We start from the raw sequence: 26,984 nt of genomic DNA, 5'->3' as shown, positions 1-26,984 counted from the left end.
TGATTATAATTTTTCGCCGTGCTGGCTGATGTCAAGGCCCTGCTCCTCTTCTTCGGCAGAAACCCTTAACGGCGAGATCATATCGGTGATCTTTAACAATAATAATGAACCAAAAAATGCAAATACCGATACGCACACCAGTGCTACCAACTGTACGAGGAACAGGTGCGTTTCGCCAAAAAACAAACCGTTACCCGTTGTATTATTGGGGTTAACATGCTGGCTTGCAAATACACCGGTTAACAGCATCCCTACCATACCGCCAACGCCGTGGCAAGGGAATACATCAAGCGTATCATCAATAGAAGTGCGGGTACGCCACTCCACAACCAGGTTACTCACTACGGCCGATATGATACCGATGGCCAGCGAGTGCGGTACCGATACAAAGCCTGCGGCGGGTGTAATAGCCACCAAGCCTACAACAGCGCCAATACAGGTACCCATTGCTGATGGCTTGCGGCCAAGCAGCATATCAAAAAAGATCCAGGTAACACCAGCAGCCGCCGAAGCAGTAGTACTGGTTGCCAAAGCAGTAACCGCCAAAGCATTAGCCCCAAAAGCCGAACCTGCATTGAAACCAAACCAGCCAAACCACAACAAGCCCGTACCTATCATTACATAAGTAATCCGGGCCGGGGAATGATTAGCCTCATTACGGCGTTTTAAATATAAGGCCGATGCCAGGGCAGCCCATCCGGCCGACATGTGCACCACTGTACCGCCTGCAAAGTCAAGCACACCGAATTTAGCTAAAATGCCATCAGGGTGCCAGGTGCAATGCGCCAAAGGCGAGAATATAAATATAGAGAACAGTACCAGGAAAATAATGTACGAATTAAAACGGATGCGCTCGGCAAATGCACCGGTGATAAGCGCCGGGGTAATAATGGCGAATTTTAACTGGTACATGGCAAAAAGCAGTAAAGGAATAGTTGGCGCAGCTTTCCAGGTGGCGTTACCTAACATGCCCTTCATCATGAAATAAGTTCCGGGGTTACCGATGAGGCCATAAAAGCTATCGCCGAAGGCCAGGCTGAAACCAAAGATCCCCCACATTACCGTAATGATCACCATGCAAATAATACTTTGCAGCATGGTGGAGATCACGTTCTTCTTATTAACCATCCCCCCGTAAAAAAACGCGAGGCCGGGTGTCATGATCAAAACCAGCGCCGTCGACATCAGCATCCAGGCTATATCACCCGTGTTAAAGTTTGGGTGACCGGAATCCTTAAAATCAACCGACGGAAAAATGAAAGTAAGTGAAAGTATAATTAAGATCAGGAAAAAAGGGAAATACCTCTTCATGTATTCAGAAAAAATATGTTTTAAATCAGCACGAAAGGTATGATTTTTTCTAAAAACAAAAGAAACTAATTAACTTTTGTTGAAAAAAACATCAACTACAGATATTTCAGGATAGAATTAGGGAAAATACCTAATAAAACAAGCAGAAAACTTATAACAACAGCTAAAACAAGCAAATTATAAGATCTTTCACTGGCAACTTCAGCGTTTTCTATTCTTTTCAGAAATAAATACAAAGGAATTTTAAGGTAATAAAACAATGATACCACCGTGGTTAAGGCACCGGTAATCATCAACGCCAGCAACCAAATGCTATGCGTTTGCTCATAAGCGCTGTAAGCCGCCGAAAATACAAACAGCTTACCGGTAAAACCGGCAGTAACAGGAATTCCGGTAAGGGAAATAAGGATAATTACAAAACAAACCGAAGCTACAGGGTATTTTAAGCCCAGGCCTTTGTAGGCTTCCACCTCTTCGGCATCCACAATATTGCTGAAGTACGATGCCAGTGCCAGCGCCCCGATATTGGCTAATGCATAAACGGCAAGGTAATAGGTTAATGATGATAGCCCCTGTAAATTGAACGTAACCACTGCAATTAAAGCAAAACCCGTATGGCCGATACTTGAATAAGCAAGCATCCTTTTCACGTTACTTTGCAAAACGGCTGCAAAATTTCCGGCAATCATGGTGATGATCCCGATGGCTGATAAAACAATGCTAAAATCAATCCCCTTCCAGTCGGCCGAAAACAAGAACAAAGGCATCACATTTACCAGCAATGCAAAGGCTGCTATTTTAGGCACAGTTGACAGGTATGCGGTAACAGGTGTGGGCGCGCCCTGGTAAACATCGGGTACCCAAAAATGCATCGGCATAAATGATAATTTAAAGCCTATGCCAATCATCACCAATACCAAAGCAAATGAAGCACTCACCGGGTTTACATTGGGCAACTGGGCTACAATATTCAACAGAGCCAGCGAGCCGCTGAAGCCATACAGTAACGAAATCCCGTATAACATAACTGCCGACGATGCCGCGCCGAACAACACATACTTTAAACCGGCCTCGGTACTCAACGCGGTTTCAGAACGGTAAGCCACCATCAGGTATGACGCTACGGATACCATCTCGATAGCAAGATAAACCGATAACAGGTTAATAGCCATCGCCATTAAATGCAAACCTAATAAGGATGCTATGGAAATGGTATACAGGTCTGATAGCCCTTTCGGATGCGCCTTCAGTTTATCATCCCAGGTAAAATTCAATAACAGGATGAATGACAGCAGATCGATAATGATCTTAAAAAATACCGCCGACCTGCGCAGCAGTAACATACTGCCGAAGATAACATGATCTCCGTCAAGGATCAGGGATACCTGCTGCAGGTCTTTAAACAACACCAGCAGCAAGCCGGCACAGGCTACTATTTTACAAAGCTTTACAGATCTGCGCCCAAATATCAGGTCGGTTACCAGCACTACTAAAAACAGCCCGGTTAAATAAATTTCGGGCATAAAATAGGGTATACTGCCAAAAACATTGGTTAACTGAACTGATATATGGGGGAGCAGATCGTGCATTTATATTTTATTGTACTATGATTTTATTTAGCCTGTAAATACTGGATCAGCGCCAGTACCGAATCATTGATCTTATCAAAAACCAGCCCCGGCATTATACCCAAAGCCAGCGCCGCAAGGGCCAGGGGGGCAAGGGTTAGTTTTTCGCGAAGGTTCAGATCGGTTAGCGCTATCTTCCAAACCTCTCCTCCTTTTAATGATACTTTTCCAAAGAACATGCGCTGCAATGTCCACAGGAAATAGGCTGCGCTAAGCAGGATGCCTACCGAACCGCAAACAGCCATCCAATATGGCAGCAATCCGTTTACTGTTGCCGATTTAAAAGTACCGGTAAGCGTAAATGCTTCGGCCACAAAAGCTGAAAAACCCGGTAAACCCAGTGAAGCAAAAAAGGCGATCATGACGAAAGCGGTATACTTTGGCATATGGGTGCCCAAGCCGCGGAAATGATAAATATCCCTGTCGTGCACGCGGTTATAAACCACGCCCACCAAAAAGAACAGCATGGTTGATAAAAAGCCATGGCTCACCATCTGCATTACGGCGCCGCTCAGCCCTTCGGCCGTTTGTGAAGCGATACCGAGCAGCACAAACCCCATGTGCGATACGGACGAATAAGCGATCATCCGTTTCAGATCGCGCTGGGCCAGCGCATTGCAGGCACCGTATAATATCGAAATAACACCAAGCAAGCCAAGCCAAAAAGCACCGGATGCGGCTATTTCCGGGAAAATCCCCAAACAGATCCGGATGATACCGTAACCGCCTATTTTAAGCAACACACCGGCAAGGATAATAGATACCGGCGTTGGCGCCTCTACGTGGGCATCGGGCAGCCAGGTATGCAGGGGCACAACCGGCACTTTGATAGCAAAGGCAATAAACAACACCACAAAGCCAACCGTACGCGCAGGCATACCCAATATAGTTTGATGGGCCGCTGCCGAAAACACCGAACCCTGGGCATAATTAGCTGGGTTCATCATCTGGATGATATTAAAAGTATGATTGCCTGTTGCCGGGTCGCTTACTGAAAGGTACAAACCAACCATCACCAGCAGCATAAACACCGAACCAAACAAGGTATACAGGAAAAACTTGATGGCCGCATATTCCCGGCGAACGCCGCCCCACATCCCGATCAGGAAATAAAGGGGCAACAACATCAGCTCGTAAAACAGGTAAAACAGGAAGAAATCCAATGCACAAAATACACCCATCACGGCCATATCCAGCAGCAGGAACAGCAGGAAGAAACCTTTGAGGTTGCTCTTGACCTCCCAGGAAGCCAGGGTAGCTATAACCATTACTAATGCCGACATCACCAGCATCGTTACCGAAATGCCGTCAATCCCCACAAAATAATCTATCTGCATTTTGCCCATGCTGCCCAGGTTAAGGGCAATCCACGGCAGTTTCTGTACAAACTGAAACTGGTCTTCATGATTAATACCAGCCGTTGCTGCACCGGTTTTAAAGTTAAGGTAGATCGCGATGCTGATACCCAGCTGCAAAAGCGTAGCCAGCAGGGTAATATATTTAAAACTCCCCCGAACCGACGATGGCAGCAATACGATCACCAACGCAAACAGTACAGGTATAAATATGAGCAGGGTTAGTAGGTTCATTAAATTCAGATCAGTATTTTTAAAATAAAGAGTACCAGCACAATGAGCAGCATACTATACAAATAATACTGCACTTTGCCGTTTTGAAACTTACGTGCAAAATTGCCAATACTTTGCACTAATGCAGCCATTAAATGCAAAAATCCGTCAACAATATATTTATCGCACCATGCAGCAAGGTTTGCCACCAGCTGGCTCGTACGTTCAATTAAATGGATCAGCCCGTCAATGATATTCCTATCGAACCAGAAGCAGGTTTTGCCCAGACCAAGTATAGGCTTTACAATTGCTTTTTTATAGATCTTGTCCAGGTACCATTGGTTATAAGATAAGCGGTACAGGAAACCCGTTTGCGGGAACGAGAAGGTATTTTGTTTTACATAGATAGCGTACGCCGTGTACATCACAAATACGCTCAGGATATTCACCGCTATCGGGATAATGGTATGGTAGATGTTTTCGCGGGCCATAAAATTGGCAGGCTTTAAACTTTCGAACAGCCAGGCCTTTTCGTAAAAGAAAGGGTTAAGTGAAAACAGCGGGAATAAACTGCAAACCGCCAGCAGGATCAATGGTACACTGTATTGCCAGCCGCCATCGCTGATATGGAATTTGATTTCGGGATTACTTTTCAACAGGCGAAACTCGCCAAAAAACACTTTTACTATCAATCGTGATACGTAAAAAGCGGTAAGCCAGCTGGTAAATAACGCAGCTGCCGGGATCAATTTAAGCCATGCACTCCTGCCTTCGCTCCATTCAAAGGCCTGGATCAGGATGCCATCCTTTGACAGGTAGCCCGAAGTAAGCGGAATCCCTATTAGCGCCAGCGAGCCCACAACCGCGGCGATAAACGTCAGCGGCAACTTTTTACGCAAACCACCCATATGCAGGATATTTTGCGGATCGATATCAAGGTCGTTTTCTTCCTTGATATGCTGCATTTCGTGGATCACTACACCGGCCACCAAAAACAGTAAACATTTAAAAAAAGCATGCGTAGCCAAATGGAATAAGGAAGAGCCATAAGCCCCGACCCCCATCGCCAGGATCATATAGCCCAATTGCGATATGGTTGAATAAGCAAGCACACGCTTCAGATCGTTTTGCGTAAGCGCGATGGTAGCCGCCATAAAAGCGGTAAAACAGCCGATAATAGCTAAAACAGTCAGTTCTGTATCGGTAAACAACGGGTAAACCCTGCCCAGCAGGAACACACCCGCCGCAACCATAGTAGCCGCGTGGATCAATGCCGAAACCGAAGTCGGCCCTTCCATCGCATCAGGAAGCCAGGTATGCAGCGGAAATTGTGCCGATTTAGCCGTAATAGCCATAAATACCCCCAAACAGGCGATGTATTGCCATATAGCCGGTATCTGACCTGTGGATGAAATCCATAAGCTATCGTGTATGACAGATTTAAATGCCAGTCCCCCACCGTTAATGAAAAGCTCGGCAATATCAAATGTATGAAACTGGGCAAAAATGATAATGATAGCACTCAGCAAGCCGATATCGCCGATGCGGTTCATGATAAAGGCTTTTTTGTTGGCCTGCACCGCTTTATCCTTAGTAAACCAAAAGCCAATAAGCAGGTATGATGAAAAGCCTACCAACTCCCAGAAAGCATAAAACAGCACCATACTATCCACCACTACTAAAGCCAGCATGCTGAAACAAAAGAAACTTAAGTAAGTGAAGTAACGACTGTACCTGTCGTCATGCTTCATGTAGGCAGTGGAATAGATGTGTACCGGCAAAGCAATCAGCGATACCAACAGCAACATCAATACCGAAAGGTTATTAAGCAGGATGCCCGCAAAGACTTTGGTAGTACCGATGGTAAACCACAGCTTTTGGGCATGCAGGGGTTGCTGGTTCCATACCCTTGCAAATATCATGGCCGATAAAACGCAACCCGCCAAAATAGCCAGTGTTGATACCCAGCCCGCCACCTTACTTTTTACCGGCAGGCAAAAGTTGATCAAAGCAGCAAACAGCGGCAAAGCCACAGCTGCGACGGTGTAGCTGATGATGGTTGGATCGGTATATAGTAACGCGTTGTTCAATTATTTACTATCATGTTGAGTCACATGTGATGTGTCTCGCCGTTATTTTTTATTTCCTGTAGAGACGCATAATTGCGTCTCCGAATGTGCAAATCCGCTTGTCCTGCGCGAGACGCAATTATGCGTCTCTACAGTATTTTAATCCCTCAAATTTTTAATCTCATCCGGATCAATGGTTTTATATCTCCGGTAAACGTTCAAAATGATAGCCAGGGCTACCGCAGTTGTAGCAGCGGCCAGCACAATAGCAAACAGGGCAAATACTTGTCCTCCGTTATTCAGCTTATCATATTTACCAAAAGCTACCAGGTTTAAAATGGCGGCGTTCAGCATCAGCTCAATACCTATTAACACTTGTATGGAGTTACGTTTAGATACGATCATGTACATGCCCGTACAAAAAAGCAAGGCACCTACCAGTAAAAAATCGGTCAGCGTGATCATGCCTTGCCCTCCTTGCGTGATAAATGCGCCGCGCCTACCAAAGCCATCAGCAATAAAACAGAGATAGCCTCAAATGGCAACAGGTAAGTGGTCATTAAATTAATGCCGATATTTTCGGTCATCAGTGTAGTTGGCGCAATCTCATTTTTTTGCGCGATGGATTGCTTTACCCATGGCAGGTTATCGGCATCGGCTTTAAGGATAATGTTTACAATCACCGCTAAAAACAGCACAGCCAGTATAACCGCCGGCACTTTAGCCATGTTAATGAATTTCCCTTTTTGCTGTTGGATCACATTCAGCGTTTCACGACCCGAAAGCATAAATGCGAAAAGGATGAGCACCAGGATCCCGCCCACATAAATTACTACCTGTGTTACCGCCACAAAATCGGCGAGGGCCAAAACATACAGGCCTGCAAGAGCAAACAGGGTCACAAAAAATATGAAAATACTCCTTACCAGGTTTTTGCTTAAAGCAGCATAAAGGGCCGAACTTACGGCAATAAAACTCATCACATAAAACAAAACACGCACCAAGGTCATGCCCCACCCTCCTTTTGTTTCATAGCGGCTAATTTGGCAGCCTGCTTTTCGGCTTGCTGTTTGTCAAAAAGAGCACGCTTTTCGGCTGCATCTTCTGGTGACATATCTGAAAACTGGTAAACCAGGTCACTTAGCTGAAAAACGGTTTTATCGTACTGGTTGGTCATGGTGATGCATTCGGTTGGGCACACAATGGTACACAGGCCGCAATACATACACTTGGCCATATCAATATCAAACTTAGCGGCATACAAACGTTTGGTTGTACCGTCGGATGTTTGGCCGATAGCCTCCGTTGCCTTAATCGATTCGATATCGATACAATTAACCGGGCAAACCTTGGCGCAAAGGTCACACACTATGCAGTCGTCCATTTCCACATCCAATTGATAGCGGCCCACTTCTGGCACGGGCAACTGTTGTTTTGGGTACTGGATGGTGTTGGTGCCATGCTCCAGTTGTTTAAAGTAATTGCTGTCGCTCACGGTCACGATCTCCCTTTTGCCGTTACCCGCAAAAAGGTGCCGTATGGTAAGGCTTAACCCTTTCCATGCCGTTGTAAACGCTTTGATTACTTTCTGAACCATGATTTTTAGGATTTTGGGATTACCCTGACTATCCTGTTTACGTTATATTTTTTATAATCTTTGATACTTCTGTCTTTCGGACTTTCCGACTGGGGACTTCCGACTAAACGCTTACATCAACCACAACCTCCACACGCCCGAGATCAACATACAGCCGAAGGCCAGCGGGGTTAGTACTTTCCAGCAAAGGTTCATCAGTTGATCAACCCTTAAACGGGGCAGTGTCCACCTGATCCACATCTGAACGCCCACCAGGCCTAATGTTTTTATTACCACCCATAATATTCCCCAGGCTACCCCGGTTGTCCATGTTGCCAGCTTAACACTGCCAATATTAGGCAGCGGGGTATTCCAGGCTCCTAAAAACAAGATCACTGCTATCATGGATACCAGGAACATCATCGAATACTCGGCCAAAAATACCAGCGCAAAGCGGATGCCTGTAAACTCGGTATGAAAACCGGCAACCAGTTCCGATTCCGCTTCCGGAATATCAAAAGGTGCACGGTTACTTTCGGCTAATGAAGCTATGAAATAAATTACGAATGCGATCAATAAATGTGGTGCACGGAAAACATTCCAGCTAAAAAGGCCACCTATTTGAGATACGTCCCAGAAGCCGGCAAATTTTATCTTTTCAGTAGCCAGGATACCTTGCTGGGCCGAGATCACCTGTAAATCCAGCGTTTGGGCTATCATCACAACCGATATAATGGCAAAACCGGCAGGGATCTCATACGAAATGATCTGCGCCGCCGAGCGCATGGCACCCAATATTGAATATTTGTTATTTGATCCCCAGCCTGCCATCAGGATGCCCAATGTTTCGATGGAGATGATGGCAAAAATGTAGTAAAGACCGATATTAGTTTTTGAGGGAATAAGCCCGGGTGCCCAGGGCAGCGCGGCGAAGCCGAGGTACACGGCTATAAATATCACCGCCGGGGCCAGCATGAACAACCATTTATCGGCAGCTGCCGGGATGATCAGCTCTTTCTGAAGCATCTTTAAAATATCGGCCAGTGTTTGGAGTGAGCCATATTTTCCGGTTTCCGTTGGGCCAAGCCTGTCCTGTATAAAAGCTGATATTTTACGCTCGGCATATACACCGAATAAAGCGAAAAAGGCCGAAAAACTGAACAACCCAATTGCTGCAATAAAATATGTAATATAATAGTTCAACAGGAATATTTGCTTAAGGGTGCAAACTTACTAAATGTTGAGTTATTTAGAATGATTAAATTATATATTAAGTTGATAGGGATTGTTGTTTATTGAGTGAGTGGTTGATTGGGTTGATTAGGAGAATGGTTGATCCTTAAGAATAGTTGATAGGATTGATTGGCTAAATGATTGTTTCTTTTCCTGGCGCCGTTTTTAGCGCAAGTCTTGTGTGACGGGATTGGCGTGGCTGACTTGTGCTTTTCAGGGCAAAACAGGGACTTAAGTTAAAAACTTAAGTCATGGCGCAACCACGGGTTACGCCGCGCTAAACCCGCGGCAGATAATCTTTTAAACCACTCACCTAATTAACCCAATCAACCACTCACTTGCAAGTCACCAAATCATTTGCCGATATAAACGTTGATTTTACCGGGGCAGAAAAGAAAAGCGAAGCATGATGATCAAAATCGGCGGTATCATCGGTGGTGGTATAAAATTTATTTTCACCGTTGCGGCTGATCTTTTGCTCAATTTCGGGATGGCGGTTTAAGTATTTAACCAGGCTTTGAGCTACTATATCGCCCTGGCCAACTACATTAACGCCTTTGGGTAAATGAGCTTTAATTTTTTCCTGGATGATGGGGTAATGTGTGCAGGCCAGTAAAATGGTATCAATGTTAGGCGATTGCGCCATAATCTGATCCAGGTATAGCTGCACAAAGAAATCGGCACCGGGTTTATCATATTCGCCATTTTCAATCAGCGGTACCCAAAGCGGGCAGGCCTGCTGGTAAACTTTTATATCGGGGAAAAAGTTGTTGATCTCTAACAGGTATGAACCCGATTGTACTGTGCCTTTTGTACCAAGCACCCCTATTTCTTTGGTTTTAGTATAATCGCCAATAACCTCGGCCGTTGGGCGAATGACACCCAGTACCCTTTTCAACGGGTCTTCTATCTGTTTAAGGTCCTGCTGCTGAATGGTACGCAATGCCTTAGCCGATGCGGTATTACACGCCAGGATCACCAGCGGGCATCCCTGGTCAAACATCCATTGCACACACTCCCAGGTGTACTGGTGTATGGTGCTGAATGAGCGGTTACCATAGGGTGCGCGGGCATTATCGCCCATATAAATATAATCATAGGCGGGCAGTTGCTCAATAATAGAACGGAATACGGTTAACCCGCCAAAGCCCGAATCAAAAATACCAATGGGTTGATTTGACATACACAAACATAAAAAAAGCGCCCCGTAATTACGGGGCGCCCTTGTATAATTTACTTAAAGGTGATTTTATTTTAAACCTAATTTCAATTTCACAGCAGCCATCAGGTCATCGCCTGCAGGGGAAACGATCATGCTAACCTGTGATGAATCCAGTACATAAGCATAACCTTTTTCTTTAGCTACTGCTTGTACCGCAGCCGAAACTTTATCAATAATAGGTTTGCCCAACTCTTGCTTTTTAGCATCTACTTGTTGCTGAGCGTTATTTTGATAATCGTTCATGCGTTTCTGAATATCCTGTAATTCAGAAGTTTTTGCCGAACGGGCAGCATCAGTCAAAGTTGAACTGTTTTTTTCCAGATCGGCACCCTTAGTTTGCAACTCATTGTTCATAGTGGTTAACTGATCAATGAATGTTTTTTGATAGGCTTGTAATGTTGTAGAAACAGTTTTAGTTTCAGGCATCTGATCAATAACCTGGCTAAAATTAACATAACCTATTTTTGTTTGCGCTTTAGCAAAACTACCCACGAACAACATACCTGCTGCAACTAAGGCGACTTTAAATAGTTTTTTCATTTTGTTTTGTGTCCTGTGTTTAATAATGGATAATAATTATCTGTTTGTTTTTGTAATGTGTATCAGCAAATTACTCATGAACCAACCCCGAAACAGCTTAACAATGAACAGGAACATTGGCGGCTATCCTTACCGGGCTAAGTAATGATATGTAATTTAATTGGTAAACATAAAAAAAGCGTCCCGTTTAATCAGGGCGCTTTTTCTATATCTTTTGTAATTCTTATTTCAAACCTAATTTTAATTTCACAGCTGCCATCAGGTCATCTGCATCAGGAGATACTAATAAAGTGATCTGTGATGAATCCAGTACATAAGCATAACCTTTTTCTTTAGCTACAGCCTGTACCGCCTGGGTAGCTTTATCAATAAGCGGCTTACCTAATTCCTGCCTTTTAGCATCAACCTGCTGCTGGGCATTATTTTGGTAATCATTCATACGTTTTTGAATATCCTGCAATTCGCTTTCTTTAGCACCACGTACAGCATCGGTCATACTTGCCCTTTTTGATTGATAGTCCTGGCCTTTTGTCTGGTATTCATTGTTCATTGTGGTGAGCTGATCAATGAATGTTTTTTGATAAGCCTGTATCGAAGCAGTTACAGTTTTAGTTTCGGGCATCAAATCAATCAGCTGATTGAAGTTGATGTGGCCGATCTTAGTCTGAGCATTTGCAAAGCTGCCCGCAAATAACAAACCTACTGCAACTAAGGCAACTTTAAATAGTTTTTTCATTTTCCTTTTTCTGTGTTTAAATAATAGTTCGATTTATTTTAATTCAAATTATTTAGCAAATATCCCGGGTTTTAGTCCCAATCTGGTTATAACATCCGCGCTTTTATCATACCGCGGGCTGGCATATAACATAATAACCTCGCTGTTTTTATCAAAAATCATATCCAGGTTATCGCCTTCGGCTATTGCTTGTACAGCTTTAGACACCCTATCCTGAATTGGTTTAATCAGTGCTGTGCTTCTTTGTGAAAGTTCACCATCCGGACCAAACTTCTGACGTTGAAAATCTTTCGCGGCCTTTTCTTTATCAACAATTTCGGCCTCACGGCGTTTTTTCATATCAGGGGTCATCAGCACCTGGTCGGCCTGGTAGGCCTTGTACAGGCGATCAATTTCCTGAAAACGTCCGTCAACTTCCTTCTGCCACTGATCAGATAACGCAGCCAATTGCTTTTGTGATGAAGCATATTCGGGCATGTGCTTTAATATGTACTCCGAATCAACATAAGCAAAACGTTGCGCATAAGCGCCTGCAAAAGCAGTTAACGTTAAAAAGGCTACTAAAATTATCTTCTTCATATATTCGGAACGCAAATTAATTAAATCCGCCGGATAAACTCTGAGAAATTGTAAAATGGAACTGGCCTTTATTTGCATCAGGCTGCCCCGGTATTTTATCAAAGCCATAACCATAATCTAACCCAAGCAAGCCAAATATAGGTAAAAATATCCTTGCGCCCACACCTACCGAACGCCTTACGTTAAACGGGTTAAACTGGCTAAACTGGTTCCAGGCGTTACCACCTTCGGCAAAAGCCAAAAGGAATATCGTTGCCGACTGGCTTGCAATAACCGGGTGCCGAAGCTCCAGTGTGTATTTGCTGTAGATAGCGCTGCCTGTATTGGTGTTCTGATCTTCATTTGAACCTTCAGGTACAATCGAGAAGTTTTGGTAACCACGTAAACCGATGATCTCACTACCCTGTAAAAACTGGTAACTCTGCATACCGTCGCCGCCTAATTTAAAGCGTTCAAATGGTGATGGGCCAACTTCATGATTATACTGGCCAAGGAAACCAAACCTTACCTGCGACATCAGTACAAACTTACCTGCCAGTTTCGAGAACCATTGTGCATCGTATTTAAATTTGTAATACTCAACAAAATGGTAACGCTCTTCGGGGGTAGCTATACGATAATTGATATTGTTAAACAATGAGTACGGCGGCGTAGCCTGTACAGTAAACTTAATATTTGAACCCTGTGTAGGGAAAATAGGCGCATCTATCGAGTTACGTGTCAGCTCCTGGGTTAATTTAATATTGTATGATGTACCGTTGGTAAACAGGTAACCTCCATAGTTATCAAGGCTGTAATGGTCAAAGTTAAGCGAGTAATTTAACTGGAAATAGTTATCAGGCCATTTCAAACGTTTACCTAACGTAACGCCCACGCCATTAATACGTAAATTATTGTAGCGGGAGTCTGTTTTTGCATAGTACTGACCTGTTGAGCTTCCCTGCGTGTAGGCTGATAACGCAAAGTAGATTGGCTTTTTACCACCTAACCACGGCTCGGAGAATGTGAACGAGAAGTTTTGATAAGTACGGCCGCTTGACTGCCCCCTTAAGCTTAGTTTCTGACCATCACCTTTAGGCAGTGGTTTGTAAGCTTTAAGGTGGAAAATATTACGGATGGAGAAGTTATTAAAGGTTAAGCCCAGGGTACCTACCAGCTGGCCGCCGCCAAAACCACCCGAAAGCTCGATCTGGTCGGAAGGTTTTTCTACCACGTTGTAAACCAAATCAACAGTGCCATCCTGCGGATTGATGTTGGTTGGTTTAGGCTCGGTTTTTTGCTCGTCAAAGTTGCCCAGCTGGCCAATTTCACGTGCACTGCGGATCAGTAACTCTTTGTTGAACTTTTGACCGGGCTTAGTCTGGATCTCGCGCATTACCACTTTATCGTTGGTAACATCGTTACCTTTTAACATAACGCGGTTAATAGTATACTGAGGGCCTTCATAAATCCTAACATCAACATCTACAGTATCGTTATAAACCCTTGTTTGTACCGGATCGGCATTAAAGGTCAGGTAACCATCATTCAGGTAAAGTGATGAAACGTCATCATTACCCGGTGTTGGGCCACTTAAACGTTTGTTCAGTTCATCTTCGCTAAATACGTCACCTTTTTTAACATGGAGGATCCTGTTTAACAGATCTGTATTATATTTAGCATTGCCCGAAAACTTAACATTACCGAAGTAATATTTAGGGCCTTCATAAACTTTCAGTTTTACGTTTACGGTTTCATCATCATGCTTCCAAACCGAATCACTCAGGATCTCGGCATCACGGTAGCCTCTGCCCTGCATTTTTTCAACCAGGTTCTGTTTATCCTCTTCGTATTTGTCCTGTTTAAATTTCTTTGAACCAAAAAGGTTGTACCATTTACGTTTACGGGTTTTACTTAAAAAACCACGCAGGGTTCCGGCGCTAAATGCCTTGTTGCCTTCAAAAATAACATCGTTAATTTTAACCTTGGTCTTTTTATCAATGGCAACATCCAATATAACACTGTTCACATCGCCCTGATCTTTACGCTGGGTAATGGTAACGGTAGTGTTTAAGAAACCTTTTTCGTTAAAATGCTTTTTAATGATAGCGGTTGTAGTGCTGATGAGGTTTTCGTTTACGATCTTGCCCACACGGTCGTTCAGTTTTTTCTGAACGTCTTCAATCTCACCTTTACGAATGCCGGTTAAGTGCATACGTGATAAACGCGGACGCTCCAAAACAGCAATCTCCAGATAAATGGTATCCATATTTATTTTGGTGATATTTAACTGAACATCATCAAATAAGCCCTGTTGATATAAGGTTTTAATTACCTCGGCATTACGCTCGCCCGGCAGGTTGATGCGATCGCCTTTGGTTAATTTGGATAACTGGATCAGGATGTCTTTATCAAGATATTTTGCGCCACTAACAGAAATACCACCAATAATATAATCTTTAGGATTAAGATAACTTAAACTATCAGCCGGTATCGATTTTGACAGTGTAGGCCTCGGCCCATTGGATATCTGGGCGAAAGCCGTAGTAGCCAAAACCGAGAAAAGAATAGCAAAAAGAAATTTATACATTCGAATATTTTAGTGGGCTAAAAATAATTTATACAGTTGTTAAAATTTGTTAAAAGTAAAAATTTAGTTCACCTGCTCACTTGTTAGGCCAAAACGGCGCTCACGTTTCTGGAAATCAATCACTGCTTCATACAGGTCTTCTTTCCTGAAATCGGGCCATAATTTGGTTGTAAAATACAACTCGGCGTAAGCAATTTGCCATAATAAATAATTACTTATACGGTATTCACCGCTGGTCCTGATCAGCAGCTCGGGGTTTGGCATATCGCCTGTAAAAAGGTTTTGTTCAAAAACATCTTCATTAATATCTTCTGCATTCAACTCGCCATTTTTTACTTTTATGGCGATATTTTTTGCGGCCCTTACAATTTCACGGCGCGAACTATAGCTCAAGGCCAGCGTAAGCACAACACCGGTATTGCCGGCTGTTGTTTCAATAGCGTTATTAAGTTCGCGGAGGCATTTTTCGGGCAGCGTGTCCAGATCGCCGATGGCATTAAGCCTGATGTTGTTTTTCATAAAGCCGGGAACCTCTTTATGAATAGTGGTTACCATTAACTCCATAATAGCCATAACCTCCAGCTTGGGGCGGTTCCAGTTTTCGGACGAAAATGTATATAAGGTGATATATTTTATACCTAATTTATCGGCCCCTTCAACAACATCCCTAACAGATGTTACACCGTTGTGATGGCCAAATATTCTTAATTTGCCTTTGCCTTTTGCCCAGCGCCCGTTGCCATCCATAATAATAGCCACATGCTGCGGTAGTCTCGACAAATCAATCTGATCCAAATAATCCATATTACTCCTTATCAAAAGCCACCCTGTACAAACACACTTGTGTAAAATTTTCCATCAATAGTATGGTCTGCTATATTCGGTTGTTAGACAAATCAATTATTAATTACCCGCATCTGCCATTTTTGCCACGCAAATTGACGGATTTTTCAGGGTACAAAGGTAAAACTTACTTTGTATTTTTTTAGTATCCCGCACTAAAAGAAAATGTTATTGCGAATAATATATTAAAACTGCCTAAACAGCTATCAAAACAATGATTTTTCATAATATTTAGCTTAATGCTCAAAAAAATAAAAAGCCGGCAGCCACTATCTGCCTGATAATGAAAGCTGCCGGCCCTGAAAAGCTGCCCGTAAATTTGCTTACAATTGCATTACATTATTATATCCCTTTTTGTTTAAGCGCATCAACATCGGCGGGCATAATATCAACTATGGCATATTGCTGAATGCCGGTAATTGCCAGCTCATCAAGCGTACTCACTAAGTTGCTGTATTGCGATTTATCGCTTGGTTTTACCAATACTATCATGCTTTTGCCGGTGTTATCATGTACCATTTTATTGGTTTCGATGATTGCCTTTCGAATGCCATTGGCACTAAAATCAGTAACTGATGGCGATATAACCGGGTTCTTTAATTCGCCGAGGAAATAAACAGCTTTATTATTTTTACCTAAAACAAGCGTGAGGGTACGACTCGCAGGTACAGGCATGTCACCATCCGGCTTGCTTTTATCAGGCATAGACAGATCCATCGCTTTTGGTTTAGCCAGCGTGGTGGTCATAATAAAAAAGGTAATGAGCAGGAATGCCAGATCGACCATTGCAGTAAGATCAACACGGGCGTTTATTTTTTTGCGTTTGTACTTTCCGCCGCCGTTTTGGGGAGATGAATTTAATTCGGCCATGACTTTAAAGATTTTAGGTTAATAATTGATTGCAATACTAAATTAGCAAATATAATACAAAAACAGAATTAAATATTGTATTTTAAATTTAAAACGAATTAAATATTGACTTATTATCCAAAAAGACATAATAATTTCACAACACTTGTACATCGCTTAGTGCAGACCCGACCTAATTAGAAGTAGCAATTTGCAGTTACAAAAGTAAATGAGATTGTAAAGTTGAGGAAGAAGTAGGTATCATGCGATTTAAAATCGCCACGCTGAGAACCAATGGTACCAATATAATTGCCGGTTTTTTCGCCCGAACGGTCAGAAAGCCGGGCTGCGGTCCCGGTCATTTTGCTTTTATCGGCATATACACCGCTTACATCATCCAGGTAATCTGTAAATGCATACCGGTAGCCCATATCAGCCATAACTGTAAACTTACCCGATAAATTATACTTGATACCTAAACCATAGGGTATTACGACGGTGTTATTACCGTAAGGCTTAAGCTGACCTTCGGTTTTTTGTGGCCTTAAGCCTACCTCCCGCCCGTTAAAATCCTGCGCGCGCGGCGCGTAAGATGCAACACCAATGCCTGTAAATATATAAGGTGTGTATTTGTTTCGCCCTGCATCGGGGATATAGTTCATAAAGTTAAACTCGCCGATAAGACTAACCTCCCGCAATTGGTCTTTAAAATTGAGGTTACGATCACGAAACTGCTGATAGCCGGACCGGTTGTCATAAGCTGCTATATTGCCAACACCAATATTCAGCTTAGCCGAAAAATAGCCATCGAAATTTCTTTTGCCAAAGATACCTGCTGAAACGCCGCTTACTTTAACGGGGTTATTAGGGTTAAGATCACCTATATATCCCGCGCCTCCTATCGACCCGCCTATTTCCCAGGTTTGGGCCCGCAGCTGATAAGTTAAAAACAAGAGTATGGTAAGAAGTAGAAATTTAGGCATTAATCAAATTTAGTAATTACGGGCATCAAGGCCCCAAAGCAGTTTATTCCTTAACGTAGTTAAATAGCTTTCATTACTAAGGCGAATTAAATTTAACTGAAAACTGGCTTTTTGCACATGAAACTTAACTGTTTGATCTAAAACTTCTGTCCTCGAATCGCAGGAGATGATATAGTTAGCGCTGCGGCTTTCAACCTCAAAACAAAGCTTGCTGGTATCAGGGATCACTATAGGCCGCACGTTAAGGTTATGGGGCGATACCGGGGTTACCACTATACTATTTGATTGCGGGAAAATAATAGGCCCTCCGCAGCTTAATGAATAAGCTGTTGAGCCGGTTGATGTTGAGATGATAATGCCATCGCCCCAGTACGAATTTAAAAACTCATCGTTTAAAAATACGTGGGTTATGATCATGGCGGCGTCATCACGCTTATGGATGGTTACATCATTAAGGGCAAAATTATTGCTGCCAAAAACATTCGGGTCCGAGTCGACGGTAAGCAATTCGCGGCAATCGCAGGTAAACTGCCTGTTCACCACGGCATGAATAGCTGCTGTAATATCACTTTTATTAACACTGGCCAAAAAACCCAGGCGACCAAAGTTGATCCCTATAACCGGGATCCCCGAATCACGAATCAAGGTAACTGTATCAAGCAGGGTACCATCGCCTCCAAGCGTTATAAAAATATCTATAAAACCTTTTAAGGTTTCGGCCGGGCGCAACACTTTATATTGCACCGTGGTTAATTTATCCTGCAAATATTCGTGAAGTTGCTGGTGTACATAAATATCAACACCATGCTGTGCAAGGCTATCAAAAACCTGCTGTATAAAAGGTAAAACAGATGGCTCATTAAACGGCCTGCCGTAAACTGCTATTTTCATTTTTTAAAAAAGCGAATATCGAACTTTGAAAGTACATTAATGCAGCAAGGCATAAATAATTAATACCGGTATAAACTATACACCACAACCGGTACCCATCCGTCACGATACATTTTTCTTATAATGGCAAATCAGGCACAATTGTTTGCTTATATTTCCTGATAAAGCCGTTTTAATTGCTTTAACAGATAAATAACTTCAAAGTAAAATAATTAAGTTTAACTATTTTGGCCTACCTTACCAATATTTAAACAACGGTTATTTTATTGATGGATAAAACTTTTACCCAAAAACTATCGGATATACAGTCAATTGCCAATGAGCTTCCCTCTGCATTAATAATCCATGAGGTTGAAACCCTGCAGATTGTATATATGAACAATGTAGGCCTTAATATACTAGGCACCTCGCTTGAAGAACTGAAGGCCATGGGCCCGGAAACATATCATATAAAGTATTTTAACACTGAAGACAGCGACGAGTACGTACCTAAAATATTGCACCTTATAAAAAGCCGTACCCAGGAACAGGTATCTTACTTTCAACAGGCCCGCTCGTCAGAGCAAGCAGAATGGCAGCTTTTTGTTAGCACAACCAAAATTTTTGCCCGCAATGAGGCCGGCGATGCCACACACATCTTAACTTTAGCCACTATGCTTGACCCTGTTCATCATATTACCACAAAAGTGAACCGGCTTATGGATGATGTGTCGTTTTTGCGGAAAAACAACCTGCTGTTTTCAACCCTTACACGGCGCGAAAAGGAGATCCTGAAATACATTGCCATGGGTATGAGCTCGGCAGAAATTAGTGCAAAACTATTCATTGCCCCGGCCACAGCCGAAACACATCGTAAAAACATCAAGAATAAACTGCGGTTAAAAAATAATTATGACGCCGTGCGGTTTGCGCAGGCCTATAATCTGGTTTAAATTATGAGTCTTAAGTTTAAGTCTCAATATTTGGTGAGATAATCCATGATATCGACTTAAGATTTCGGACTTAAGACTACAAATTAAGGTAGTTCATAAGCGAATCGTACCTGTCGCGGGTGGTATCGTTGATATCGGTATGATTAAAGGTAGCCTTGATATCATACTCATACCGAAGGAAGCTGGCAGTTATGGCCGAGATATCCTGTTTGTTAATTTTAAGGGTAACTTCCATCCGGGTTGAATCGGGAAAGGACTGAACATAGGAGCTCAGGATCTGCGCGTTGTCTGACTCAACTATCTGCGCCATGTGCGCAAGCGAATTATTCTTGTTACCAATTTCAAGCACGATGATACCTCCCGGCTGTGATACCGAAGTTATTTTGGCGAAATACTCTGTAATTGCATTAATGGATATCAGGCCAAGATAATTGCTTTTGGCGTCAAGCACCGGTACAATGGTAAGCTGCTGCTCATAAAACAGGCGGATAACATCATAAATATGCTGATCTTCCAGTACATAGGGATTAACCAATGAAAGGGCCAGGGCCCCTATGGGTGTTTGGTAATCACTTTCGGCTATCAGGTCATCCTCAGCAAGCAAGCCTAAAAACTGCTCTTCATTTACAATAGGCAAATGCCTGAGGCGAAACTCAACCATACGGTCAAGCACTTTCTGAATGGTATCAGAAGTGTGTACCGGCGGTATCGAGTCAGCTATCAGGTCAAGTGCTATCATCTATGCATTTACTTTGGTTTCTAATTTAGCTAAAAACTGTTTAAGCAAAGTATTAAATTCTTCAGGATGCTCCATCATAGGGGCATGGCCGCATTTATCAATCCAGTGCAGTTCCGAATCGGGCAGCAGCTCATGAAATTCAACAGCTACCTCGGGCGGGGTGATCTTGTCATTACGCCCCCATATCAAAGATACCGGGATAGTGATCTTATGCAAATCTTTTTTCATATTATGCCTGATGGCCGATTTTGCCATTGCCAGCAAACGGATCACCTTGTGCCTGTCGTTAATGGTCTGAAACACATCCTGCACCAGGTCATCGGTGGCTATAGCCGGGTCATAAAAAGTGAACTGCACTTTTTCGCGTACAAAATCAATACTTTCCCTGCGTGGGAATGAACCGCCAAAAGCATTTTCATACAAACCCGAACTACCGGTTAAAACAAGCGCCTTTATGTTTTCGGGATGCGTGGTTAAATAAACCAATGCTACATGCCCGCCAAGCGAGTTACCCAGTAAGGTAATATTGCTAAGCTTTTTAAACTTTATAAACTTATGTACAAACTTCGACAAACTTTTTACCCCGGTACTGATCAGCGGCATGTCATAAACAGGCAGCATGGGGATAATAACCCTGTACTTTGATTTAAACTCTTCAATAACACCATCCCAATTGCTCAACGCGCCCATTAAACCATGCAGCAGTAACAGCACCTCTCCTTCGCCCTCATCGATGTAACTAAAACCGTGTTCCTCTTTAAGCACGAACTCCATATAAAATATTAAAAATTAATTTTTCAAATTATCGTATACCAAAATCGCTTTCAGTACAAATTCCTGTTATTCCGCTGTAAAATTAGTTTATTACGAACGACATTTAGCAAGTATAGTAATTATTTATCAATGTAGTAATGTTAAGCTTTTATTAAATAAGGTTAACATTAACACAACATTACGTAAAAAAGCGCTGTACTAATTAAATGGTAAAAACTTAACCCAATAACTGCTTAACCACCTCTGATATTGTTTTACCATCAGCCTTACCTGCAAGCTCCTTACTGGCCATACCCATTACACGGCCCATATCTTTTACGGATGTAGCGCCTATCCTGCCAATGAGCTCTTCAAGGTAGCCTTCAATTTCAAACTTGCTCATTTGCTGCGGCAGGTATTCTTCAATAACCAGCATTTCGGCTATTTCAACCTGGTACAGGTCGTCGCGGTTTTGTTCTTTGTAAATATCGGCCGATTCCTTACGTTGTTTCACCAGCTTTTGTAATACTTTAATTTCTGCATCTTCGGTTAGTTCATCGGCAGCGCCCTTTTCAGTTTTTGCCAAAAGCAATGCCGATTTGATGGCACGTAACCCCTGTAAACGATCTGCCTGCTTGGCAAGCATGGCCAGTTTAATGTCCTGGTCTATTTGTGTAATTAATGACATGTCTTTAATTAGTGAATTATTGATTTAGTGAATTATTGAATTTTGATGTGCAAATTTCAAATGTCCATATTATTAACGTCCGCATTTTCAAATCTTCAAATTGACAAATTATCAAATTGCAAATCTGCGCATCTACTATCCCCTGAATATCGTACCTGCGTTGGCTTGCGCTGTAGGCATGATCACGAGGTCGTTAATGTTAACGTGCGCCGGTCGTGATGCAATGAACCAGATGGTTTCGGCCACATCTTCGGCGGCCAATGGCTCAAAACCTTCATACACCTTTTTGGCCCTTTCCTTATCGCCCTTAAAGCGCACCTCCGAAAATTCAGTTTCCACAGCCCCCGGATGTATCGCCGTTACCTTAATGCCATGTGGTAAAAGATCAATCCGCATACCTTTATTTAAAGCATCAACTGCATGCTTGGTAGCGCAATATACATTTCCGTTGGCATAAACTTCCTTCCCGGCAATCGACCCAAGGTTTATAATGTGCCCCGTACCATTTTCTATCATCCAGTTTGATACCACGCGGCTTACATACAGCAAGCCCTTAACATTGGTATCAATCATGGTTTCCCAATCATCGATGCTGCCTTTTTGAATGGGATCAAGCCCCTGGCTTAAACCGGCGTTGTTAACCAATACGGTTACTTTTTTCCATTCGGCCGGCAAAGCCTCCAGGCTGCTAATGGTATCCTTGCGGTTGCGCACATCAAATGATGAAACCGCAACCTCTACATTATATTTATCGTTCAGATGTTTGGCCAGTTTTTCCAGCCTCTCCAACCGGCGACCGGTCAACAGCAGGTTATACCCCTCACGGGCGAAAACGTGTGCACATGCCTCGCCTATGCCGGCGGTAGCTCCTGTAATTAAGGCGATCTTACTCATAGGTATTGATAACTATAAACAGCGAAATTATGTTTTTTAGTTTAAAATATTGTCGGTTGTGGGTAAGGTTGTTTTTGGAAGAGGGTTTTTACTCACCCCGACATCGCTGCGCTCGTCACCCCTTGCTTCGCAAAGAGGGGATTCTCTTTTTTATTTTCCGTACCCTCTTTACGGCGGAGCCGGAGAGAGGGTGATCCAGCGAAGCGCAGATCGGGTGAGTCAACTATGCGCTATACATCAACAATGTGGATTTACCATCCGTTTGCGTTAAATGAATGCAAGAAGTGATGAGCGCAAGAAAGTCAAGAAAACTTTGCGTCTTAGCGCCTTTGCGTGAAATTGACCTTACTCAAAAATCAAACTAAACATAATGGTACGTAAGCCCAACCTGCTAAGAGGTGCCGAATAGGGATTATTCTCGCGCATCAGCACATTGCCCAATGAATTGGAGATCTTAATCTCGGGCGAAAGCTTAAAAAATTCAAAATAGATATCACAGCCCACGCCCGCCTCATACGAGGCAAATCCACCTACGTTTTTAACCAGCTTCTCCGAAAGGTCGAGATTGGCATCTGCGTTTTTCTTAGAGCCTATGGCCTGAGTGTATTTCAGGCCGCCTACAACATAAGCCCTGAAATCGCCCAGCCTGTCCGATTTTAATTTCAATTGCAGTGGAACATCTACCGAAGTAGTCTGCACTTTTTTATCCACATCCTCCGACGGATCGACATAAGAATAATGCAAAGCCCTGTCGGCAAAAATCAATGATGGTGTGGTGCGTACCTCAAGATGCTCGGTGATCCTGTACCGGGTCAAAAAACCTACTCCGAAAGCCGGTGAACTTTTTGAGCTGATGCTGTTAAGCGGCCCTTTAACCTGCACACCGTTCTCATCTAAAAACGCGTTGCGAAAATTAGGCTGGTTAACAATTTTAAAATCGGTGCTTACATAAGTGAAGCTGAAACCAAAGCTCAGGTCCTGCTGATCGGCGCCTCCACCCCATGCGGGTACACGTTGCGCAAACAATAAATTGCTGCTAAAAATAAGTACAACTACAAGCAGGTAACGGTTTATAATCATTTAATACCGGTGTATATTGAACAGATACCAAACGTTAAAGACCTGCATTTGGTATTTTTAAAGCCCACTTTATCCATCAACCCAACAAAAGCCTGCCCATCCGGAAAAGCAGCCACCGACTCGGGCAAGTAACTGTAAGCCCTTGCATCTTTACTGAACAATTTGCCAATCCCCGGGGTAATATAGCTGAAATAGAAATTATACAACTGCTTTACAGGGAACACTTTAGGCTTCGAAAACTCAAGCACCACTACTTTCCCTCCCGGTTTCAGCACCCGGTTTATATCGGCCAGGCCCTTTTCCAGGTTTTCAAAGTTGCGTACACCAAAAGCAACGGTAACAGCCTCAAACTCTGCCCCCTCAAAAGGCAGCCTTTCCGAGTCGCCCAGTTTTACTGCAAATTTATCGCCTAATCCACGCTTTGCTATCTTTTGCTCGGCAACGTCAAGCATCCCCCTTGAAATATCAACACCGATAATTTTTTCGGGCTTCAGAATAGATAAAGCCTCAAAAGCAAAATCGCCGGTACCGGTAGCAACATCCAGGATCAGTTTTGGTTTATCCTTTTTTAATTCGTTGATGGCCTTTTTACGCCAGATGATATCAATACCAAGCGACATGAAATGGTTCAGGAAATCATAGGTTTTTGATATATTGTTGAACATATCTGCCACCTGCTCTTTTTTGGTAGCCTGCTCATCATGGTACGGTGTTATGGTTTTGCTCATCGCGGCAAAGATAGTGATTGTATGCCGAATGCATTAACACTAACAAAGCCGAAAAACGAATACTGAAACAAGGCTGACAAGTTGACTCACCCCGACATCGCTGCGCTCGTCACCCCTCTCTGCTTCGCAAAGAGGGGATTTTAATATTTATGTTTTTATTATACCCTGTTTACGCAAAGCGTAGAGGATGATCCGGCAAAACACAGACCGGATGAGTTCACTATGCCTTACGCCGTAACTAAACCGATTTTTAAGTTACTACAATTATGTAAATGTTAAGTCAATTCATTATTTTTAAAAACCAATTTTAGCCGGCACATCCCGGCAAATCACATTTAAAAATTTGTTTCCTTATCCTTATGAAAGACGAACAAGAATCCTCGCGCCGCAGTTTTATTAAAAAACTAACCACAGCAACCGCGGCTGTAGCTGCCGGATCGGGCCTTTTAGCCAGCCAAAGCCAGGCCAAATCTTTTTCCATCCAGAAACGCCTTGTAGGCAACAGTCCTAACGACCAGGTAAACATCGCCCTCATTGGTGCCGGTGGCATGGGCACCCAGGATACTATCACCGCCCTGCAGGTGCCCGGTGTTAAACTGGTAGCCGTATGCGATCTGTACGACGGTCGCCTGAAAGATGCCAAGACCCGCTGGGGAGCCGACATTTTTACTACCCGGGTTTACAAAGAGATCCTGAACCGTAAAGACATTGACGCGGTGATCATCGCCACACCTGATCACTGGCACCAGCAAATTTCTGTTGATGCCATGCATGCCGGTAAACATGTGTATTGCGAAAAACCTATGGTACACGCCATTACCGAAGGCCCGGCGGTGATCAAAGCACAAAAGGAAACCGGTATGATATTCCAGGTGGGAAGCCAGGGCGTATCATCATTAGGTAATGAAAAAGCGCATGAGCTGTTAAAAAGCGGCGCTATCGGCGAGTTAAACTATGCCGAAGGTTTCTGGGCCCGTCGCGCGCCGCTTGAGGTTTGGCAATACCCTATCCCTGAAGATGCTTCGCCTCAAACTGTTGATTGGGAAACTTATATCAGCAATACCAAAAAACGCCCGTTTGATGAAAAGCGCTTTTTCCGCTGGAGAAACTATACCGACTATGGTACCGGCATGGCGGGCGACCTTTTTGTTCACCTTTTTTCAAGTCTGCATTTTATAACTGATTCTGTAGGCCCGAATAAAATTTATGCATCCGGCGGCTTACGTTTCTGGAACGATGGCCGCGAAGTGCCCGATGTACTTTTAGGCACTTTTGATTATGGCAAAACCCAGGCGCACCCGGCCTTTAACCTTTCCTTACGATGCAACTTTGTGGATGGCACCAGCGGTACAACTTACCTTAAACTGGTAGGCAGCGAGGGCTCCATGGATATAACCTGGGATAAGGTAACCTTAAAACGAAATAAGATATTAGCGTCTGACGATCCGTTTTACCTTGATAAGCTCAAAAAAGCAGGAAGCGGCTACGCTGAACGTAAAAAAATGCTCCCGCCCGAAGAGATTACCTATGATGCCGATAAAGGCTACCTCGGTGGCCCTTATGATCACATGAACAATTTCTTTACGGCTATTCGTAACAAGGGTAAAGTAACCGAAGATGCTATATTTGGCTATCGCGCGGCGGCCCCTGCCCTGCTTTGTAATGACAGCTATTACAACAACAGCCCAATGTTCTGGGATCCGGAAAAAATGCAGGTTGTTAAAAAATAACAGTTCACAGCAAATACCTTATTATGAAACAACAGTTTAAAAAACTTGGTTTGGTACTGGCTGCCGCAGGCTTAGTTTGCGTGCAAACGTCGGGAATCCCGGTTTATGACGCTAAACCTGCTAAACAGGCTACTCCTGCGAAAAGTACCTGGATAAATTTATTTGATGGCAAAACACTAAAAGGCTGGCATGGCTTCAATAAAAAAGGTAAAGTAAAAAACTGGGCCATTATTGATGGTGCCCTGGTTTGTCTTGGTGCAGCGCAGGGCGATACCGGCGGTGATATAGTAACCGATAAAGCTTACACCAATTTTGAGCTTTCATGGGAATGGAAGATAGAAAAAGGCAGTAATAGTGGTGTAATATACCATGTGGTTGAAGATCCGAAATACCATGGCCCCTATGAAACCGGTCCGGAATACCAGATCATTGACGATACCGGCTGGCCCGACAAACTGGAAGACTGGCAAAAAACAGGCTGCGATTATGCCATGTACCTGCCAAACGCTTCAAAAAAAGTAGCCCCGGTTGGCACCTGGAACACCAGCAAAATTATTTTTAATAATGGGCATGTTGAACACTGGCTCAATGGCAAAAAGATTTTAGCTTTTGAAGCCTGGACCAGCGACTGGAAAAAGAAAAAGGCCGAAGGCAAATGGAAAGATTATCCCGACTATGGCAATGCCAAAACCGGCTTAATTGCCCTGCAGGACCATGGGCATAAAGCTTATTTCAGGAGCATTAAAATAAAGGAATTATAAAATTTATGATTTTTGCTTCGTACCTTCGCGCAACAGTTTTATCTTTATAAAAAAACTCATTGGGGGTACGAAGCAATCCTTA

General features: G+C 43.3%; 26 protein-coding genes. 3 read left to right on the top strand and 23 right to left on the bottom strand.

The features are described from left to right. Positions 1 to 3: 3 nt before the first annotated feature. From SNE26_RS00890 to SNE26_RS00810, 17 genes are all read right to left on the bottom strand, one after another. Positions 4 to 1,311, bottom strand: coding sequence for an ammonium transporter (locus SNE26_RS00890; RefSeq protein ID WP_321557516.1), 1,308 nt, complete (start codon positions 1,309 to 1,311; stop codon positions 4 to 6). A 95-nt stretch (positions 1,312 to 1,406) separates the two neighbouring features. Then, positions 1,407 to 2,900: an NADH-quinone oxidoreductase subunit N gene (locus SNE26_RS00885; protein WP_321557515.1), complete on the bottom strand. Its 1,494-nt coding sequence runs from the start codon at positions 2,898 to 2,900 to the stop codon at positions 1,407 to 1,409. Between the two features lie 23 nt (positions 2,901 to 2,923). Further along, positions 2,924 to 4,528: an NADH-quinone oxidoreductase subunit M gene (locus tag SNE26_RS00880; RefSeq protein ID WP_321557514.1), complete on the bottom strand. Its 1,605-nt coding sequence runs from the start codon at positions 4,526 to 4,528 to the stop codon at positions 2,924 to 2,926. Between the two features lie 5 nt (positions 4,529 to 4,533). Beyond that, on the bottom strand, positions 4,534 to 6,597 hold the full coding sequence (gene nuoL / locus SNE26_RS00875; protein WP_321557513.1) for an NADH-quinone oxidoreductase subunit L: 2,064 nt from the start codon (positions 6,595 to 6,597) through the stop codon (positions 4,534 to 4,536). 138 nt (positions 6,598 to 6,735) lie between these two features. Beyond that, positions 6,736 to 7,041 carry an NADH-quinone oxidoreductase subunit NuoK gene (gene nuoK / locus SNE26_RS00870; RefSeq protein ID WP_091222011.1) on the bottom strand — a complete coding sequence of 102 codons (306 nt, stop codon included), beginning with the start codon at positions 7,039 to 7,041 and terminating at the stop codon, positions 6,736 to 6,738. After that, complete coding sequence (locus tag SNE26_RS00865) at positions 7,038 to 7,586, bottom strand: NADH-quinone oxidoreductase subunit J (protein ID WP_321557512.1); 549 nt, start codon at positions 7,584 to 7,586, stop codon at positions 7,038 to 7,040. Before SNE26_RS00865 ends, nuoK begins: the two co-directional genes overlap by 4 nt. Further along, positions 7,583 to 8,173 (bottom strand): 4Fe-4S binding protein, encoded by a 591-nt coding sequence (locus SNE26_RS00860; protein WP_321557511.1) that lies wholly within the window; start codon positions 8,171 to 8,173, stop codon positions 7,583 to 7,585. The genes SNE26_RS00865 and SNE26_RS00860 overlap by 4 nt, the downstream gene beginning before the upstream one ends. Before the next feature lie 111 nt (positions 8,174 to 8,284). After that, the gene (locus tag SNE26_RS00855) at positions 8,285 to 9,355 is read right to left on the bottom strand and encodes a complex I subunit 1 family protein (protein WP_321557510.1); all 1,071 of its coding nucleotides are present in this window, start codon (positions 9,353 to 9,355) and stop codon (positions 8,285 to 8,287) included. A 364-nt stretch (positions 9,356 to 9,719) separates the two neighbouring features. Further along, complete coding sequence (gene murI / locus SNE26_RS00850; RefSeq protein WP_321557509.1) at positions 9,720 to 10,568, bottom strand: glutamate racemase; 849 nt, start codon at positions 10,566 to 10,568, stop codon at positions 9,720 to 9,722. A gap of 66 nt (positions 10,569 to 10,634) precedes the next feature. Next, a complete protein-coding gene (locus tag SNE26_RS00845; protein WP_321557508.1) occupies positions 10,635 to 11,147 on the bottom strand; it encodes an OmpH family outer membrane protein in 513 nt (170 codons plus the stop codon). A 223-nt stretch (positions 11,148 to 11,370) separates the two neighbouring features. Then, positions 11,371 to 11,883 carry an OmpH family outer membrane protein gene (locus SNE26_RS00840; RefSeq protein WP_112567111.1) on the bottom strand — a complete coding sequence of 171 codons (513 nt, stop codon included), beginning with the start codon at positions 11,881 to 11,883 and terminating at the stop codon, positions 11,371 to 11,373. Between the two features lie 48 nt (positions 11,884 to 11,931). Then, positions 11,932 to 12,462, bottom strand: a complete 531-nt coding sequence (locus tag SNE26_RS00835; protein ID WP_321557507.1) for an OmpH family outer membrane protein — start codon at positions 12,460 to 12,462, stop codon at positions 11,932 to 11,934. Between the two features lie 16 nt (positions 12,463 to 12,478). Beyond that, positions 12,479 to 15,031 carry an outer membrane protein assembly factor BamA gene (gene bamA / locus SNE26_RS00830; protein WP_321557506.1) on the bottom strand — a complete coding sequence of 851 codons (2,553 nt, stop codon included), beginning with the start codon at positions 15,029 to 15,031 and terminating at the stop codon, positions 12,479 to 12,481. A 63-nt stretch (positions 15,032 to 15,094) separates the two neighbouring features. Beyond that, positions 15,095 to 15,835, bottom strand: coding sequence for an isoprenyl transferase (locus SNE26_RS00825; protein ID WP_321557505.1), 741 nt, complete (start codon positions 15,833 to 15,835; stop codon positions 15,095 to 15,097). Between the two features lie 381 nt (positions 15,836 to 16,216). Then, positions 16,217 to 16,744 (bottom strand): biopolymer transporter ExbD, encoded by a 528-nt coding sequence (locus SNE26_RS00820; RefSeq protein WP_321557504.1) that lies wholly within the window; start codon positions 16,742 to 16,744, stop codon positions 16,217 to 16,219. A gap of 176 nt (positions 16,745 to 16,920) precedes the next feature. After that, the gene (locus SNE26_RS00815; RefSeq protein WP_321557503.1) at positions 16,921 to 17,706 is read right to left on the bottom strand and encodes a DUF6089 family protein; all 786 of its coding nucleotides are present in this window, start codon (positions 17,704 to 17,706) and stop codon (positions 16,921 to 16,923) included. Between the two features lie 9 nt (positions 17,707 to 17,715). Continuing rightward, on the bottom strand, positions 17,716 to 18,597 hold the full coding sequence (locus SNE26_RS00810) for an NAD kinase (protein WP_321557502.1): 882 nt from the start codon (positions 18,595 to 18,597) through the stop codon (positions 17,716 to 17,718). A 269-nt stretch (positions 18,598 to 18,866) separates the two neighbouring features. On the opposite strand from SNE26_RS00810, the gene SNE26_RS00805 reads away from it, so the two are divergent. Further along, positions 18,867 to 19,529 (top strand): helix-turn-helix transcriptional regulator, encoded by a 663-nt coding sequence (locus SNE26_RS00805; protein WP_321557501.1) that lies wholly within the window; start codon positions 18,867 to 18,869, stop codon positions 19,527 to 19,529. 76 nt (positions 19,530 to 19,605) lie between these two features. On the opposite strand, the gene SNE26_RS00800 is transcribed toward SNE26_RS00805, so the two are convergent. From SNE26_RS00800 to ubiE, 6 genes are all read right to left on the bottom strand, one after another. Continuing rightward, the gene (locus SNE26_RS00800) at positions 19,606 to 20,268 is read right to left on the bottom strand and encodes a CBS domain-containing protein (protein WP_321557500.1); all 663 of its coding nucleotides are present in this window, start codon (positions 20,266 to 20,268) and stop codon (positions 19,606 to 19,608) included. Continuing rightward, positions 20,269 to 21,042, bottom strand: coding sequence for an alpha/beta hydrolase (locus SNE26_RS00795; protein WP_321557499.1), 774 nt, complete (start codon positions 21,040 to 21,042; stop codon positions 20,269 to 20,271). Positions 21,043 to 21,259: 217 nt separating this feature from the next. Next, on the bottom strand, positions 21,260 to 21,709 hold the full coding sequence (locus SNE26_RS00790) for a GatB/YqeY domain-containing protein (RefSeq protein ID WP_091172583.1): 450 nt from the start codon (positions 21,707 to 21,709) through the stop codon (positions 21,260 to 21,262). Positions 21,710 to 21,844: 135 nt separating this feature from the next. Then, the gene (locus SNE26_RS00785) at positions 21,845 to 22,603 is read right to left on the bottom strand and encodes an SDR family oxidoreductase (RefSeq protein WP_321557498.1); all 759 of its coding nucleotides are present in this window, start codon (positions 22,601 to 22,603) and stop codon (positions 21,845 to 21,847) included. Between the two features lie 345 nt (positions 22,604 to 22,948). Continuing rightward, on the bottom strand, positions 22,949 to 23,683 hold the full coding sequence (locus SNE26_RS00780; protein WP_321557497.1) for an outer membrane beta-barrel protein: 735 nt from the start codon (positions 23,681 to 23,683) through the stop codon (positions 22,949 to 22,951). Then, complete coding sequence (ubiE, locus tag SNE26_RS00775; protein ID WP_321557496.1) at positions 23,680 to 24,411, bottom strand: bifunctional demethylmenaquinone methyltransferase/2-methoxy-6-polyprenyl-1,4-benzoquinol methylase UbiE; 732 nt, start codon at positions 24,409 to 24,411, stop codon at positions 23,680 to 23,682. The genes SNE26_RS00780 and ubiE overlap by 4 nt, the downstream gene beginning before the upstream one ends. A 359-nt stretch (positions 24,412 to 24,770) precedes the next feature. Between ubiE and SNE26_RS00770 the strand changes: the two genes are divergently transcribed. Then, complete coding sequence (locus SNE26_RS00770; protein WP_321557495.1) at positions 24,771 to 26,141, top strand: Gfo/Idh/MocA family oxidoreductase; 1,371 nt, start codon at positions 24,771 to 24,773, stop codon at positions 26,139 to 26,141. 23 nt (positions 26,142 to 26,164) lie between these two features. After that, on the top strand, positions 26,165 to 26,902 hold the full coding sequence (locus SNE26_RS00765; protein ID WP_321557494.1) for a DUF1080 domain-containing protein: 738 nt from the start codon (positions 26,165 to 26,167) through the stop codon (positions 26,900 to 26,902). Positions 26,903 to 26,984: the final 82 nt, after the last annotated feature.

Source organism: Mucilaginibacter sp. cycad4 (genome assembly GCF_034263275.1).
In the GTDB taxonomy this organism is placed as follows: domain Bacteria; phylum Bacteroidota; class Bacteroidia; order Sphingobacteriales; family Sphingobacteriaceae; genus Mucilaginibacter.
The sequence above is the reverse complement of the archived record's forward strand: the minus strand, read 5'-3'. Positions and strand labels throughout refer to the sequence as shown.

Coding starts and splice junctions, on each gene's coding strand:
- SNE26_RS00770 (WP_321557495.1), top strand. CDS start 24,771: ATGAAAGACGAACAAGAATCCTCGCGCCGCAGTTTTATTAAAAAACTA.
- murI (WP_321557509.1), bottom strand. CDS start 10,568: ATGTCAAATCAACCCATTGGTATTTTTGATTCGGGCTTTGGCGGGTTA.
- SNE26_RS00785 (WP_321557498.1), bottom strand. CDS start 22,603: ATGAGTAAGATCGCCTTAATTACAGGAGCTACCGCCGGCATAGGCGAG.
- SNE26_RS00765 (WP_321557494.1), top strand. CDS start 26,165: ATGAAACAACAGTTTAAAAAACTTGGTTTGGTACTGGCTGCCGCAGGC.
- SNE26_RS00815 (WP_321557503.1), bottom strand. CDS start 17,706: ATGCCTAAATTTCTACTTCTTACCATACTCTTGTTTTTAACTTATCAG.
- SNE26_RS00795 (WP_321557499.1), bottom strand. CDS start 21,042: ATGGAGTTCGTGCTTAAAGAGGAACACGGTTTTAGTTACATCGATGAG.
- SNE26_RS00820 (WP_321557504.1), bottom strand. CDS start 16,744: ATGGCCGAATTAAATTCATCTCCCCAAAACGGCGGCGGAAAGTACAAA.
- SNE26_RS00800 (WP_321557500.1), bottom strand. CDS start 20,268: ATGATAGCACTTGACCTGATAGCTGACTCGATACCGCCGGTACACACT.
- SNE26_RS00890 (WP_321557516.1), bottom strand. CDS start 1,311: ATGAAGAGGTATTTCCCTTTTTTCCTGATCTTAATTATACTTTCACTT.
- ubiE (WP_321557496.1), bottom strand. CDS start 24,411: ATGAGCAAAACCATAACACCGTACCATGATGAGCAGGCTACCAAAAAA.
- SNE26_RS00780 (WP_321557497.1), bottom strand. CDS start 23,683: ATGATTATAAACCGTTACCTGCTTGTAGTTGTACTTATTTTTAGCAGC.
- SNE26_RS00840 (WP_112567111.1), bottom strand. CDS start 11,883: ATGAAAAAACTATTTAAAGTTGCCTTAGTTGCAGTAGGTTTGTTATTT.
- SNE26_RS00835 (WP_321557507.1), bottom strand. CDS start 12,462: ATGAAGAAGATAATTTTAGTAGCCTTTTTAACGTTAACTGCTTTTGCA.
- bamA (WP_321557506.1), bottom strand. CDS start 15,031: ATGTATAAATTTCTTTTTGCTATTCTTTTCTCGGTTTTGGCTACTACG.
- SNE26_RS00885 (WP_321557515.1), bottom strand. CDS start 2,900: ATGCACGATCTGCTCCCCCATATATCAGTTCAGTTAACCAATGTTTTT.
- SNE26_RS00825 (WP_321557505.1), bottom strand. CDS start 15,835: ATGGATTATTTGGATCAGATTGATTTGTCGAGACTACCGCAGCATGTG.
- SNE26_RS00865 (WP_321557512.1), bottom strand. CDS start 7,586: ATGACCTTGGTGCGTGTTTTGTTTTATGTGATGAGTTTTATTGCCGTA.
- SNE26_RS00810 (WP_321557502.1), bottom strand. CDS start 18,597: ATGAAAATAGCAGTTTACGGCAGGCCGTTTAATGAGCCATCTGTTTTA.
- SNE26_RS00805 (WP_321557501.1), top strand. CDS start 18,867: ATGGATAAAACTTTTACCCAAAAACTATCGGATATACAGTCAATTGCC.
- nuoK (WP_091222011.1), bottom strand. CDS start 7,041: ATGATCACGCTGACCGATTTTTTACTGGTAGGTGCCTTGCTTTTTTGT.
- SNE26_RS00860 (WP_321557511.1), bottom strand. CDS start 8,173: ATGGTTCAGAAAGTAATCAAAGCGTTTACAACGGCATGGAAAGGGTTA.
- SNE26_RS00880 (WP_321557514.1), bottom strand. CDS start 4,528: ATGAACCTACTAACCCTGCTCATATTTATACCTGTACTGTTTGCGTTG.
- SNE26_RS00790 (WP_091172583.1), bottom strand. CDS start 21,709: ATGTCATTAATTACACAAATAGACCAGGACATTAAACTGGCCATGCTT.
- SNE26_RS00845 (WP_321557508.1), bottom strand. CDS start 11,147: ATGAAAAAACTATTTAAAGTCGCCTTAGTTGCAGCAGGTATGTTGTTC.